We start from the raw sequence: 14,298 nt of genomic DNA, 5'->3' as shown, positions 1-14,298 counted from the left end.
TGTGGCAACTTGCAATACTTAGGCGTCGTCGCGGGAAACGGGAGGTGCCTCGCTGGGTGTCCGACATGCCTGTCTTTTGAACAAGTGCAGTAGAACACATTCATGCATAAAAAGCATCTTGATTTTCAAAAAAACATGCCTCAGTAGAAATATTCTGACCATATTTATATTAATTAGTTTATTGAGCTTGATCAGTTTTCCCGTACAGAAATAAAAAAGCCATGCACTTCACAGTGCATGGCTCTGAGAAAGGTTCCACAGGGAATCTTTACGGCGAAGAATCTTTCAGGCGCTGCACCAGGGTCGCAGGATCGGCGTCGGCATTCAGGAAGGCCGCGTGCTGCGGACGGATAAAACCCTGCTCCTTGCCGTTTTGCACGAAAGCGATCAAACCGTCATAAAAACGGTCGACATTGAGCAAGCCGATGGGCTTGGCGTGCAAACCCAGCTGGGCCCAGGTGAGCATCTCGAACAGTTCTTCCAGGGTGCCATAGCCGCCCGGCATGGCGATGAAGGCGTCGGACAGGCTGGCCATCATCGCCTTGCGCTCATGCATGTCCTTCACGATGAACTGGCGCGTCAAGCCCGTATGGCCCACTTCACGCTCGACCAGCTGGGTGGGGATCACGCCCGTCACCTCGCCGCCCAGGCGCAGCACTTCATCGGCGATCACGCCCATCAGGCCCACCTTGCCGCCGCCATACACGAGCGAGATATTTTCCGCCACCAGCACGCGCGCCAGCTCGCGCGCCGCCACGGCATAGTCCGGCGAGACGCCCGCGTTGGCGCCGCAGTACACACATAAAGCCTTGATCACAGTAATCCCTACCCTTTCAATTCATCGATCGCCGCCTCGACTTCGAGGCGTTCCTTGGCGTCCAGTGCCACGCACTCGGCCGCCTTTTCATACAGTGCCAGCGCTTCCGCCAGCTTTTTCTTTCCATCGAGCATGTTCAAGGCGCGCGCGTATTCGCTGTGCGCCAGCGCCGAATACGGCGTCAGGGCCAGCGCCGTCTTGAAATGCTGATAGCCGTCTTCCTTGTTGGCGCCGTAAGTCAGGCCGCCGATCATGGCGCCGACCTTGTCGATAATTTCCGTATGATAAATCCCAAACGCGATATGCGCTTCCGCATGCATGGGCGCTACAGTCATCGTGCGGTCCAGGCTGTTGCGCACGCGCGCGCCCATGCCCTGTGCCAGCGCCTTGACGACGGACGTGCCCAGCGCATAGCGGCCCAGGCTGTAGGCATGCCAGTAGTAGCCGGCCGGATTGCCGGGTTGCTCGCTCTGCTGGCGCTCGCAGCGCTCGGCGACCTCCTCGTACATGTCGAGTTTGCGGCTGTCGTCCACTTCCAGGTGCGTGGCGTAGATGCAGGTCGCCTTGTGCGCCACCGCATAGCCGGGCACGCCGACGGCCAGGCCCAGCTTCACGGCGCGCTCGAAGTCGCCTGCATGGAAGGCCAGCCAGGCTTGTACCAGCGCAGGGTGGGTTGGAAACGGTTCCACGTCGCCCGCATGCAGGCGCGCCCAGGCCGCTTCCAGGGTTTGCGGCGTGTAGACATATGCTTCGTCCGGATAAGGAAATTGTTTCCAAGCCATATATCTCTCCTGTAATGGACGACGGGGCGCCAGCAGCCGCGTCAGTCGTTCTTGAGTTTGGTCACATACTCTTCCGACAGTTTGCGAAACAGCAAATGCGTTTCATTGCGCAAATACGGCCCGATCAGGGACAGCACCTGGTAGCAGCCGCGCGCCAGCGCATCGGACATCGATTGCTGCTCGCTGTACTTGCGCGGATTGCGCACATACTCGTACGACAGCCAGTAGGTGGCAACGACCACCATATTCGTCGCCATCGCGGCCACTTCCATATCCGAAGCTTCCAGCGACTGTTCGCTGCGCAAGTCTTCGCACAGCTGCGTGGCCACCTTGATCTTGTGCGCCAGGATCAGCTTGAAATGCAATTCCAGCTTGCGGTTGCGCGACAGCAAATCGTTGAGGTCGCGATAGAAAAAACGGTAACGCCAGATCAGTTCGAACATCAGGTGCAAATACAGCCAGACGTCCTCGATATTCGAACGGCGCCCGTCGGGCACGGTCAGGATGCGTTCGATTTCCGCCTCGAACTGAACGAAGATCGAGTTGACGATGTCGTCCTTGTTACGGAAGTGGTAATACAGGTTGCCGGGCGAAATGTTCATCTCTTCCGCAATCACGGTCGTCGTGATATTCGGCTCACCAAACTCATTGAACAGGCGCAGCGACAACTCCAGGATGCGTTCGCGGGTACGGCGTGGTGCTTTTTGTAGCATGGCGGGCAATCTCTCTGTGTTCTGCCTCAAGCATACCACCTATGATAGCTGTAATGAAACACTCCGCCCCCAGGCGCGGGCGAAAAACGCGGACAAGAAAAAGCCTGCTCGCGCAGGCTGGAGGGATGTGGCGCCGGCTCAGGCGGCCGGCGCTTTTTTCTTCGCCGCCGGTTTGCTCACCGGCTTGCTCGTTGGCCTGGCTGCGGCGCGCGGCGCGGTCCTGGCCGCCGGCTTGGCCGGGGCCTTGGCGACGGCCGCCTTGGGCGCGGTTTTCAGCGCAGTTTTTGGTGCGGCTTTCGGCGCCGCCTTCACAGCGGGCCTGGCTGCAGCCTTCGGCCTGGGCGCCGGCGCAGCCTTGGCCGACAGCGCCGCCACTTGGCGGCTCAAGGCATCGATTTGCGCGTGCAGCGCGGCGAGATCCTGTTGCGTGGGCACGCCGATGGCGGCCAGGGCGCGCGCGACGCGCTCTTCAAACACCTGTTCCAGCTTGTCCCAGGAGCCGCTGGCCTGCTTGCCCACGCCATCGGCCAGCTTGCCGACGCTGTCGCTGACGTCGGCCACCTTGTCTTCGGCGCGCTTCTGGAATTCCGTGCCTTCTTTCACCAGCCGGGAAAACACGCGCCCCCCTTCTTCCTGCGCCTTGGCGAAAGCGCCGAGGCCCGCTTGCCAGATCTGCTGCGCGGACGAGCGCACGGCGTTCGCCAATTCCGCGTCTTCCGCCAGTTCCTTCAATTTCTTCACCATCGCCAGCTCCCGTCATGTGAAAGGCCATGCCACTCATGGATGCGTTTTATTCTAGAGAGCAAAACTAGAGACGGGAGTCTAATTCGATGGAAAACGGCTGCGCAAGGTGTGCCAGCGCACGCGGCGGCCACTTGCCAGTACCGCAAGCGCCTACGCCGCCGCTTTCACCTGGCCGTGCAGCAGCTTGTGCAGGCGGAAGCCTTCACGGATATTCTCGCGCAGCACGGCGCCTTTCCACGGTTTCGTGTAGAAGCGGTCGACGGCGCCGCGGTTGATGGCCGCCATGATGGGCGTCAGGTCGGCAAAGGCCGAGAGCATGATGCGGAAGGTGTCGGGGCACAGGTGCTTGACCCGCTCCATGAATTCGGTGCCGCTCATGAGCGGCATGCACTGGTCGCACAGGATCACCTGCACCTTGTGGCGCGCCAGGATGTCGAAGCCCTCGGCGGCCGTCTGCGCCGTCAGGATGCGGTAGCCGTCCTGCGCCAGGAAGTCGCTGAGCACGTCGAGCATGAAGACGTCGTCGTCGACGATCAGCAAGGTTTGCTGCTCTTCGCTGCCCGCATCCTCGGGCGCCTGCAGCAGCTGGCCTTTCATCAGCATCTGCTCGAATTCCTCGTGCGGCACGGGGCGGCTGAAATAATAGCCCTGCATCTCGTCGCAGCCGTGGCGCCGCAGATAGGCCAGCTGCGCATCGTTTTCCACGCCTTCGGCGATCACTTCCAGCTTCATGCTGTGCGCCATGCTGATGATGGCCAGCACGATGGCCGCGTCGTCCGGGTTGCTCGTCACTTCGCGCACGAAGGCGATGTCGATCTTCAGCTTGTCGATGGGGAAGCGCTTCAGGTAAGCCAGGCTGGAATAGCCGGTGCCGAAATCGTCGATGGAAATCTGGATGCCCAGCGCCTTCAGGTTACGCAGCACGGCGATGGTTTCCTCGGCGTTCGACATGAGCGAGCTTTCCGTCAGCTCCAGTTCCAGCAGTTCGGGCGCGATATCGTATTTTCGGATCGCCTTGAGCACCTCCTCTTCCAGGCCGCCGACGAAAAACTGGATGCCCGACACGTTGACCGACAGGTGCACGGGCCCGATGCTGCTGGCGCCCCACTCGCTGATCTTGCGGCACGCTTCGTCGAGCACCCAGTTACCGACGCGCACGATGAGACCCGTTTCTTCCAGCAGGGGGATGAACAGGGCCGGCGAGACCATGCCGTGGCCGGGGCGGCGCCAGCGTATCAGCGCCTCGGCGCCGCTGATGCGCCCCGAGATGATGTTCACCTTGGGCTGGAAGAACAGCACGAATTCCTCGTTGTCGATGGCGCGCCGCAGGGCATTTTCCATGTCCAGCCGCGCCATCGACTGCGCATTCATTTCCGCCGTGAAGAAGCGGAAGGCGTCGCGGCCCGCTTCCTTGGCGCGGTACATGGCCGTGTCGGCATATTGAATCAGGGTGTCCGCATCGACGCCGTCGTCCGGGTACACGGAAATGCCGATGCTGACCGTCACCGTCACTTCATGGCCTTGCAAGTCGAAGGGCTTGCGCATCGCTTCGCGGATCTTGTCGACCACGCCCACGGCATGCTGGGCGCCATCGGGCAGCACCAGGATGGTGGCAAATTCATCGCCGCCGAAGCGGCCGATGGTGTCGCGCACGCGCAGGCAGTCGACGAGGCGGCTGGAAAACTGGCGCAGCAGGTCGTCGCCGATGGTGTGGCCCAGCGTATCGTTGATATTCTTGAAGCGGTCAATATCCATGAACAGCACGGCCACGGCCCATTGGTGCTCCGCCGCCTGCGACAGCGAATGGGTCAGCGAAGCGTAGAACTGGCTGCGGTTCGGCAAACCCGTCAAGGTGTCGAAATGGGCCAGCTTCATCAGGCGCTGCTCGGCATCCTTGCGCTCGGTGATGTCGCGCGCCACGGCCACCAGGATCCAGCTCTGCCCCGAGCGCAGGGTGCGCCGCTGCACTTCCACCGACAGGGGCGAGCCGTCCTTGCGCTGCAGCTGCAATTCCGTCATCGGCCCGCCCTGGTCGCCGGCCAGCAGCTTGTTGTACAGCTCTTCCAGCTGGGATTCTCCCTCGTGCGCGCGGCCCGGCCCCACGCGCAGGAAATCCTCGCGCTCGAAGCCGAGCATGCGGCAAGCCGTCTGGTTCACGTCGACGAAGCACATGCCGGCGCGGTCGACGAGGAAAATCGCGTCGGCCGTGGCATCCATCGCCAGGCGGAAGCGGCGCAAGTCTTCATCGAGGCGGATGCGCGCCGCCATGTCCAGGGTCAGCTGCTCGTGGTGGCGCTTGATTTCGTCGTACAGCAGCAGGTTGTCATAGGCGACGGCGATCTGCGCCGCCACGGTGGCGGCGACCCGCTCGTCGACTTCGGAAAATTCATTCGCCCCCAGCTTGTCGACCAGGTACAGCCAGCCGTGGCTGCGCTCGCGCGAAGCGATGGCCACGCCCAGGAAGGAATGCACGGGCGGGTGCGTGTCGGGCAGGCCCAGCGCGCCGGGATCGCCCTTCAAGCCATTGACCCGGTAGGGCTGGCGCTGCTCCAGCAAGCGGTTCAAAATGCCCGTGCGCGGCGCGCTGGCGATGCGCTCGAGGTTTTTCTCGGCGCCGCACGAGGAAAAATAGCTGAGCTTTTCGGCGCCCTCTTCCAGCACGCCGATGCAGGCGTACCTGGAGACGCAGATATTCTGCGCCACCTTGCAGCCCGCCTCGATCAGGGCGCGCGGATCGCGTTCGGCGCCCAGCTCGATGCCCAGCTCGATCAGGGCCGTCAGGCGCAGGCTGACCGCCTGCAGGCTGGACAGCGAGCGCGACAGGCGCTCCGTCATGACGCCCAGGTCTTCGGGAATGGCGGCCTGGCCCTCGCGCTGGCTGGCCAGCTGCGAAATCTGCTGGCTGCTCGATTCGAGTTCATCAAGATAGCCGCTGACCTGGTGCTCGATGCCGGCCAGCTTGCCCGTGGCGGGAGGGGCCTCACCGCCGCCCGCGCCCGGCGCCGCCGGCACCTGGGCCGCCGGCGGCATCAGCCCCAGCGCCTCGTTGACGGTGCGCACGATGACCTCGGGATCGGACGGTTTGGGCAGCACCCAGCGCACGCCGCACGCCTGCGCCAGCAGGATCGCTTCCTGCTCGCGGTAGGTGGCCGTATAAAAGATGATGGGCACCTCGGTCAGCGCGGGATCGGCATGCACGCGCGTGACGAATTCGTAGCCGTCCATGTTCGGCATGAGGATGTCGGAAATGATCAGGTCCGGCCGCTCGGTACGCAATATTTCCAGCGCGTCGGCGCCATTCGCCGCTTCCAGCAGGCGGTGGCCGCCATAGCCCAGCAGGGCGGTCAGGAACTCGCGGTTCAGCACATGATCATCGACGATGAGGATGGTGGCTATGTCGTTTTTAACTGGCGTCGACGGCGCCCCGGGTAAAAAAGACTCCAGCTCCGCGACGAACAGGTCGGGCTCGATCGGCTTGCCGATGTAGCCATTGAAGCCCGCTTCGAGCAGGCGCTCGCGGTCGCCCACCATGGCCAGCGCCGTCACGGCCAGGGCCGGGATGGTGCGCAGCTGCGGGTCCTTCTTCAGCTCCGCCACCACGCCGTAGCCATCGAGCTTGGGCAAATGCACGTCGCAAATGATCAAGTCCGGCAATTCGCTGCGTGCCATGCGCACGCCCTCTTCGCCGTCATAGGCGGCCAGCGGCGTGTACCCGAAGGCGCGCAGCAAATACACCATCAATTCCATATTGGTGGCGTTATCTTCGATAATCAGGATACGTGCGGACAATTAGCGCCCCCAATAAAAACTGCATGGACTCATTTTCTGCCTGCGTTCAACTTTCCGTTTGCGCGATCTACATAACAATCCTACAACATCTTGCCATACATCCAGAAAAATATCTGTCCGCAGGATGCCTGCGGAACGGCGCAAGCGGCCCCAGGAACAAATTTTCGCCGGCTGTCTTCTGACGTTAGCTTAATACAGTACGCCAGTGGAAAACAGCATTTTCTGCCCCGTGCGTTGTTAAACAGAGGCAACAGCAGAGTCAAAACAGACAGTCTTGCCATGCAGATAAAACACAACAGGAGTCAGGCGAAATGGGGGGAGGAAGGGGGCTGAGCGACTTCGTTCTTGATAGTGATTTCTTCCAGCAGCTGACGCAGCACGCGTGCATCGCTGGCCAGCGCCACGTGGCCGATGCCGCCGAAGGCGAGATTGCGCGCGCCGGGCAGCTGTGCCGACGATTGCGGCGCGACGATATTGTCGTGATGCGAATAGATCGACGTGATCAGCGCGCGCGTCTCCGGCGTCTCGCTGGCGGCCAGTTGCGCCAGCCAGCCGCTCGGCGCGCCATCGATACGGCTCATCTGGCGCGCATTCGTCCCCGCCGCGAGATTGGCCAGCGCCGTGCCGTGGTGCGGCGTGCCGATGGTGATGATGCGGGCCACGCGGGCCGCGCCATGCCGGCGTAGCCAGGCGCGCGCCACCAGGCCGCCCATGCTGTGGGCGACAAGAATCACGCGGTCGCTGCCCGTGCGGGCGCACAGCTCGGTGATGGCTTGCTCGACCTGCGGCACGAACGCCTCGATGTCGCCGTTGATCGGTTCCAGATCGATCGCCTTGTGCACGATACCGGCCCGTGCCAGTTGCCCGCTCAGCTTTGTCCAGTAGCCGCCGTTGCACACATAGCCGTGCACCAGCAGCACCGGCAAGCCCTGGCCAGTGATGGTGTCGGCCGCATGCAGGCGCGGACGCAGCATGCCCCATGACGACGTCCACATGGTGGCGCGCAGTTCGCCGAAAAACAGGCGCGCGGCGCCCATGGCGCCCAGCTGGTACTCAGGCGGCACGGGGCTGCCCAGGCGCCTGCTTTCCCAGAAATTGCGCGCGACGATCAGCGCGCGCACGGCCAGCAGCATGGCCAGCGCCAGCAGCACGGCCATGGCCGGCGAGGCGACGCCCCACGCCTGCATGGCCAGGTACGCCACGCCCAGCACGGCCAGCACTTGCAGCAGCATCAGCCACTTGAGGATGCGCGCGATCATGCCGTCGTCGCAGCAGAGACGGGCACGGGCGCCGGCTTGCCCGTCAGCGCTTGCGCCAGGCCGCTGGCCAGGCGCGCGGCCAGCGCGTAGATCGTCAACTGCGGATTGGCGCCGATCGAGGTGGGGAACAGCGAACCGTCGTGCACGGACAGGTTGCGCACGCCATGGTAGCGCCCATCGGCGCCCGTCACACCCAGGCGCGCATCGTCCGACATGGCGCAGCCGCCCATCACGTGGGCCGACACCACGCGCGCCAGCAAGGCCTTCATCGGCAAGGCGCCGATGGCCTGTTTCGCCTGCGCCCAGCTCGTGTAATGGCTGGCCATTTCATGCACGGGATAGACGCTTTTCGCGCCGGCGGCGAACTGGATTTCCGCCATCGACAGCAGCGCGCGCCGCACGCCATCCCAGATGAAGGGCGTGAGCGGATAGTCGAGCACGGGCGCGCCGAAACCGTCGATCGCAACGCTGCCGCCCGCCGCCTCATGGTGAAAGCCGTCGCGCAGCAGCGCCAGCAAGGCGTGCGCATGGGGGAATTCGCGCATGGTGCGCGCATGTTCGTCGCCGAAGCCGCCCATGGTGGTGGCCATCAGCAGCGGGTGCAAAGGCGGCGCTTCGAGCTTGTAGCCGATGGGACCATCGATGGGCGCGACATGCAGGAAATGGTCGGAATAAATCGTCTGCGGCGCGCCCGCATAGGCGTCGACCCTCTGCGGGAACAGACCCGCCGAGACCACCGTCGGATGCAAAAAGGTGCGCCGGCCCAGCAAACCGTGCGGGTCGGGCGCCTGCGAGCGCAGCAGCAGCGCCGGCGAATTGATGGCGCCGCCGGCCAGCACAAAGTGCTTGGCGCGCAGCGTCAGGCGCACGCCCGTCGGCACTTGCCCGGCCGCGTCGAGCGCCGTCACCTGCAGGCTGTCGACGCGCTCGCCCTTGAAGGTAAAGCGCTCGGCGCGCGCATGCACGAGCAAGCCCGCGCCCAGCGCCAGCGCAGCGGGAATCGTCGTCACCAGCATCGACTGCTTGGCGTTAGTCGGGCAGCCCATGCCGCAGTAGCCGAGATTCCAGCAACCGTTCACGTTGCGCCGGATGGCGGCCGTGGGTATGCCCAGCGCCTGCGCGCCACGCCGCAACAAGTCGTTGTTTTCGTTGGGCGGCGCGGCCCAGTCGCTCACGTGCAGGCGCTTTTCCATCATGGCGAACCACGGCGCCATGGCATCGACGCCATAGCCGGACAAGCCGAAATGCTTGCGCCAGTATTCGAGGGTGCCGGGCGGCGTGCGAAAACTCGAGGTCCAGTTGACGGTGGTCGAACCGCCGACGGTGCGCCCCTGCAGGATATTGATCGCCTTGTCGCGCGTCTTGCGGGCGGCCGATTCCTGGTACAGCGCGGGATAGGCCTGCGCTTCGCGCATCTTGAAGTCTTGCGACGACTTCAGGCCGCCCTCCTCGACGATCAGCACTTTCAAGCCGGCCAGCGCGAGGATTTCCGCCGTCACGCCGCCGCCGGCGCCGCTGCCGATGATGACGACGTCCGCTTCCAGGGTACGGTCGGCGCTCAATGTGCTGGCGTCGGTGACGTTCCAGCCGGCGGCCACGCCGATGGCGATGGGATCGGGTATGGGGGATGTGCTCATGGATGCCTTATGCGCTCAGTTCGGGCAGCGGTCCCGGATAGCCGATGGCGGCCCAGTGGGCGGCATCGGCATACCAGGCGCCGAGGATCAGGTCGTGCAGGGCCAGGTAGGCCGTCTGCAGTGTCGCCAGGCGGTGCGTGCGCCACGACTGCAGAAAGGCGGCTACTTGGACCGGATCGGCGTCAAGCCAGCCGCCATGCACGCCGGCGACGAAGCGCCGCGCGGGTGCCAGCGCCAGCAAGCCAAACAGGTCCTGCACCTCCTGCTGCGCCGCCAGCGGCAAGCCACGGATGGCCGTGTCCACGCCGGTGATGGCGCCGTCGAGCGCCGTGGCGCGCGCGGGGGCTTGCTGCGGCAGCGCGCTGCCCAGCATGGCTGGCACGATGGCCGCCAGCGCCGCGCGCGCCCCGCCATCGAGCATGAAGCGGCCAGGCGGCGCCGGTCCGCGCACGAGACGGTAGGCGGCGCCGCCGGCGGCCAGCACCCCGGCGCCAAGCAAGCCCAGTTTCAGAAACGATCTGCGTTGCATCCCCATGTCTCCCCTTGTTTTGTACGGCCTTTTGCAGGCCAGTGTACGCCAAAGGCAGTGGGCGTTTGAACGCAAAAACTAGAGCGCAGAGTCTAGTTTGCGCGACTGAAACCACAGCAGCAGCATGGCCAGCAGCGCCGCCAGCGCGCCGCCGATGGCGATGCTGGGCAAGCCAAAAGCAACGATCAGCGCACCGCCGAGCGCGCCTCCAACGGCCGTCCCCGCATTGAAGGCGGCGATATTCAGGCCCGCCGCCACGGCGTCGCTGCCCGGGCAATGCTGCTGCGCCAGGCGTAGCAGCCGCATGGTCGACAGGGTCACGAGGGCAAAGAACAGCAAGCCCAAAGTGCCGCACAGGGCCAGCATGGCCAGGGGCTGGGCGCGCAACATATAAAAGCCCAGCAAGTTGAGCGCCAGCGCGGCCAGGGCCAGCACGGTGAAACGCAGCGCGTGGGGACGATCGGCGCACCAGCCGCCCAGCAGGTTGCCGCCGATCGCGCACGCGCCAAAGCACAGCATGGCGGCGCCCAGCCAGCCCGCATCGAGTCCGCCCAGCTGCAGCAGGAAGGGCGACACATACGTAAAGAAACTGAAGGTGGCCACGCTGACCAGCGCCGCCACGCCGGCCGCCAGCAGCAGGGGTGGCTGCAAGATGGCGCGCAGGCTGGCCAGCGCAGATACGACGGCAAGCTACTGGCGCGCGGCGGGCATGGCGTAGCGCAAGCCGGCGCCGCCGCACAAGGCCAGCACGCTGATGGCCGCAAATACCCAGCGCCACGACGAGACGGCGCCCAGCCACGTCCCCAGCGGCACGCCGCCGGCCAGCGCCAGGGTCAGGCCCAGCCAGACGATGGAGAGCGCCCTGCCCGCGCGCGACGGGTCGACCAGGCTGGTGGCCGCATGCGAGGCGACGGCCATGAACACGCCATGCGCGAGGCCCACGGCAAAGCGCACACCGAGCAGCGCGCCCAGTGCCGGCGCCGCCGCCATGGCCACGCTGCCAGCGGCCAGCACGAGCATGGTGGCCACCAGCACCTGACGCGTGGGCCGACGCGCCAGCATGGCCGTCAGGATGGGCGCACCGATGGCCGCCCCCAGCGCATACGCGGCGATGGCGCCGCCGGCCGCCGCCACGCTGGCGTGCAAGTCGCGCGCCATGGGAGACAGCAGGCCGGCGGCGATGAATTCAGATAAACCAAAGGCGAAGCTGCACAGGGAAAGAAGATAAATGGCGGGCGGCAGGGAAGCCGCGGCGCGGACAGAAACAAGGGACATGACGGCTCCAGTACAGGCAAAACGCCATGCTGGCCCCTGGATCACCATCTGTAAAATATCTTATTTATCTTGAAATGAGACCTTGCAAGTCTCAATGCGAGGCAGACAGTCGCAACTGCTCCAGCAGCCGCTCGCGCACGGGCGACGTGCGTTGCGGGTCCCACGCCATGTACAGGTCAAGCTGGCGCAGCGCTTCAGGCGCGCTGCTTGCCAGCGGCAGCATGACGACGCCGGCAGGCCTGGATGCGGCCAGGCTGGCCGGCAGCAGCGCGACGCCGAAGCCGGCCGCCACCAGTCCCAGCACCGTTTGCAAGCGGCGCGCCTGCTGCGCCACGTGCGGCACGAAGCCCGCGTGCAGGCACAGGCTGGCCAGCTGGTCGTGGAAACCCTGGCCCAGCTCGCGCGGCGAGGCGACGAAATCGTCACCGGCCAGCTCCGCCAGGTCCACCCGCGCCTGGCCCGCGCAGCGGTGGTTCAAGGGCAGCGCCACGACGATGTCTTCGCCGGACAGGCGCTCGAAGCGCAAGCCCAGCGTGCTGCGGCCCGGTGCGCGCAGCAGGGCGATATCGACCTCGTTCTTTTCCAGCCACTCGACCTGCTGCTGCGTCGACGCTTCGCGCAAGGTGAATTGCACGGCGGGCGAGGCGGCGCGGAAAGCGCGCAAGGCATCGAGTACGTGGGCATACGGCGTGATGTGGATGAAACTCAGGCGCAAATGCCCCTCGATGCCCTGCGCCACGCGGCGCGCAGCGGCCACGCCCTCTTCCAGGCTGGCCAGCACCTGGCGCGCCGTGGCCAGAAACGTGCAGCCGGCGGGCGTCAAGACAACCTTGCGGTTCGTGCGCTCGAAAACAGGGTAGCCGAGCGCCTCTTCCAGCCGCAATATCGCCTGCGACAACGGCGGCTGCGCCATGTGCAGCCGTTCGGCCGCGCGCCGGAAATTGAGTTCCTCGGCGACGGCGATGAACTGGCGCAGCAGCCGGGTCTCTATCATGGGCCTTTTTTGGCGACCGCCAGGATATGCCGGGCGATGCCGCGCAGGATATTGACTTCTTCCGTTTCCAGCCCCGTGCGCGAAAACAGGCGTTTTAAACGAGGCATCAGTTTTTTCGGATTGTCGGCGTCGAGAAAATCGATGGCCACCAGCGCCTGTTCCAGATGCGCATACATGCCGTCGACCTGCGCCAGGCTGGCCGCGTCGCCATGGAAACCGACGGGACTGGCGGCTTGTCCATCGCCGAGGGCCGCCACGCGGCATTCATAGGCCACCACTTGCGCCGCCTGCGACAGGTTCAGCGAGGAATACTCGGGATTGGCGGGAATGTTGATCAGCACATTGCACTGCTCGACGATCTCGTTGGGCAAGCCGAAGCGCTCGTTGCCGAAGATGACAGCCGCGTGCAGCTCTTCGCCGGCCGCAAGTTGCGCGGCAATGGCGCGCGGGGCCGTGACGGGCGGCGAAAATTCGCGCAATCTGGCCGACACGGCGGCCGCGTAATTGCAGCCTTCGAGCGCTTCGGCGATCGAGCCGACGATGCGCGCGCCCGACAAAATATCCTGCGCGCCGCTGGCGAAGGCCACCGCTTCCGCATCCGTCAAGGCATCGGGAAAACGGGGATTGACCAGCACCAGATCGGAAAAACCCATCGTTTTCATGGCGCGCGCGACGCCGCCAATGTTGCCAGGACGACTAGTTTCGACAAGAATAAATCGCAGGCGTTTGAAAAGAGACGTGTTGATTTCGGGCAGATTCATTTAAAATAGCGCTATTGCGCGGTATCGATACAGGAAATTTCGGGAAACGGGGTCACAAAACGCTGACTCCAGGCCGGGATTTTAACCACTTCAGCACCGCTCCGCTCTTTAATTCATTCTTGCACTCTATCGTACCGGCGCCGAAAGGCGACGCTGGGCGGTCGCGTGCTTTTAACGGAAGCTCACATGCACCCAATGCTCAACACGGCGATCAAAGCCGCCCGCCGCGGCGCCGCCGTCATCAATCGCGCCTCTTTCGACCTCGACCGCGTCGTCGTCACGGAAAAACAACATAACGATTTCGTCACCGACGTCGACCAGGCGGCCGAACAAGCCATCATCGAGGTGCTGTCCAAAGCCTACCCGGACCACGCGTTCCTGGCTGAGGAATCGGGAGCTTCCGCCAACTCGCACGACGAGAATGAATATCAGTGGATCATCGACCCGATCGATGGCACCACCAACTTTATCCACGGCTTCCCGCAATACTGCATCTCGATCGCCCTCGCGCATCGCGGCGTCGTCACGCAAGCGGTCATCTACGATCCGGTCCGCAACGACCTGTTCACGGCCACTAAAGGCGCCGGCGCCTACCTGAACGAAAAACGCATCCGCGTCACCAAGCTGGACCGCATCTCGAACGCCCTGCTGGGCACCGGCTACGTGGCCGGCAGCGCCCGCGCGCTGGACGAATACCTGAAGATGTACGCAATCATGGGCGAACGCAGCCAGGGCGTGCGCCGCGCCGGCTCGGCCGCGCTGGACCTGGCCTACGTCGCTTGCGGCCGCCTGGACGGCTTCTACGAAAAAGGCTTGAAGCCTTGGGATATCGCCGCCGGCGCCCTGATGATCACGGAATCAGGCGGCATCGTCGGTGAGTTCAGCGGCGAATCGGACTACCTGTACAAGGGCGACGTCATCGCCGCCAGCCCGAAGATCTTTGGCCAGATGATCACCCTGCTGACGCCATTCGCCTGATTGCCAGGCAAGAGCTGATG

Annotated in this window: 13 protein-coding genes; 1 reads left to right on the top strand and 12 read right to left on the bottom strand. The window is 64.3% G+C overall.

Annotation, left to right across the window (positions count from 1 at the left end):
• Nucleotides 1-268: 268 nt before the first annotated feature.
• From KO539_RS18465 to KO539_RS18410, 12 genes are all read right to left on the bottom strand, one after another.
• Nucleotides 269-814 carry a TIGR00730 family Rossman fold protein gene (locus KO539_RS18465; RefSeq protein ID WP_035828900.1) on the bottom strand — a complete coding sequence of 182 codons (546 nt, stop codon included), beginning with the start codon at nt 812-814 and terminating at the stop codon, nt 269-271.
• A gap of 11 nt (nt 815-825) precedes the next feature.
• Nucleotides 826-1,599, bottom strand: a complete 774-nt coding sequence (locus KO539_RS18460; protein ID WP_219310855.1) for a hypothetical protein — start codon at nt 1,597-1,599, stop codon at nt 826-828.
• Between the two features lie 41 nt (nt 1,600-1,640).
• The gene (locus KO539_RS18455) at nt 1,641-2,312 is read right to left on the bottom strand and encodes a TetR/AcrR family transcriptional regulator (protein WP_034758777.1); all 672 of its coding nucleotides are present in this window, start codon (nt 2,310-2,312) and stop codon (nt 1,641-1,643) included.
• A 138-nt stretch (nt 2,313-2,450) separates the two neighbouring features.
• Complete coding sequence (locus tag KO539_RS18450) at nt 2,451-3,056, bottom strand: phasin family protein (protein ID WP_219310854.1); 606 nt, start codon at nt 3,054-3,056, stop codon at nt 2,451-2,453.
• A gap of 150 nt (nt 3,057-3,206) precedes the next feature.
• Nucleotides 3,207-6,845: an EAL domain-containing protein gene (locus KO539_RS18445; protein WP_219310853.1), complete on the bottom strand. Its 3,639-nt coding sequence runs from the start codon at nt 6,843-6,845 to the stop codon at nt 3,207-3,209.
• 302 nt (nt 6,846-7,147) lie between these two features.
• Nucleotides 7,148-8,104 (bottom strand): triacylglycerol lipase, encoded by a 957-nt coding sequence (locus KO539_RS18440; protein WP_219310852.1) that lies wholly within the window; start codon nt 8,102-8,104, stop codon nt 7,148-7,150.
• Nucleotides 8,101-9,741 (bottom strand): GMC family oxidoreductase, encoded by a 1,641-nt coding sequence (locus KO539_RS18435; RefSeq protein ID WP_219310851.1) that lies wholly within the window; start codon nt 9,739-9,741, stop codon nt 8,101-8,103. Before KO539_RS18435 ends, KO539_RS18440 begins: the two co-directional genes overlap by 4 nt.
• A gap of 7 nt (nt 9,742-9,748) precedes the next feature.
• Nucleotides 9,749-10,276 (bottom strand): hypothetical protein, encoded by a 528-nt coding sequence (locus KO539_RS18430; RefSeq protein WP_219310850.1) that lies wholly within the window; start codon nt 10,274-10,276, stop codon nt 9,749-9,751.
• Between the two features lie 72 nt (nt 10,277-10,348).
• Nucleotides 10,349-10,921 (bottom strand): hypothetical protein, encoded by a 573-nt coding sequence (locus KO539_RS18425; RefSeq protein WP_219310849.1) that lies wholly within the window; start codon nt 10,919-10,921, stop codon nt 10,349-10,351.
• A gap of 39 nt (nt 10,922-10,960) precedes the next feature.
• On the bottom strand, nt 10,961-11,545 hold the full coding sequence (locus tag KO539_RS18420) for an MFS transporter (RefSeq protein ID WP_219310848.1): 585 nt from the start codon (nt 11,543-11,545) through the stop codon (nt 10,961-10,963).
• A gap of 91 nt (nt 11,546-11,636) precedes the next feature.
• Entirely contained in the window at nt 11,637-12,539 is a 903-nt protein-coding gene (locus tag KO539_RS18415; protein WP_219310847.1) for a LysR substrate-binding domain-containing protein, read from the bottom strand.
• On the bottom strand, nt 12,536-13,300 hold the full coding sequence (locus tag KO539_RS18410) for an RNA methyltransferase (protein WP_099402625.1): 765 nt from the start codon (nt 13,298-13,300) through the stop codon (nt 12,536-12,538). The genes KO539_RS18415 and KO539_RS18410 overlap by 4 nt, the downstream gene beginning before the upstream one ends.
• Nucleotides 13,301-13,495: 195 nt before the next feature.
• On the opposite strand from KO539_RS18410, the gene KO539_RS18405 reads away from it, so the two are divergent.
• A complete protein-coding gene (locus tag KO539_RS18405; RefSeq protein ID WP_035826389.1) occupies nt 13,496-14,278 on the top strand; it encodes an inositol monophosphatase family protein in 783 nt (260 codons plus the stop codon).
• Nucleotides 14,279-14,298: the final 20 nt, after the last annotated feature.

Origin of the sequence: Janthinobacterium sp. NKUCC06_STL, assembly GCF_019345455.1 — a bacterium.
Classification (GTDB): Bacteria; Pseudomonadota; Gammaproteobacteria; order Burkholderiales; family Burkholderiaceae_D; genus Janthinobacterium; species Janthinobacterium rivuli.
The sequence above is the reverse complement of the archived record's forward strand: the minus strand, read 5'-3'. Positions and strand labels throughout refer to the sequence as shown.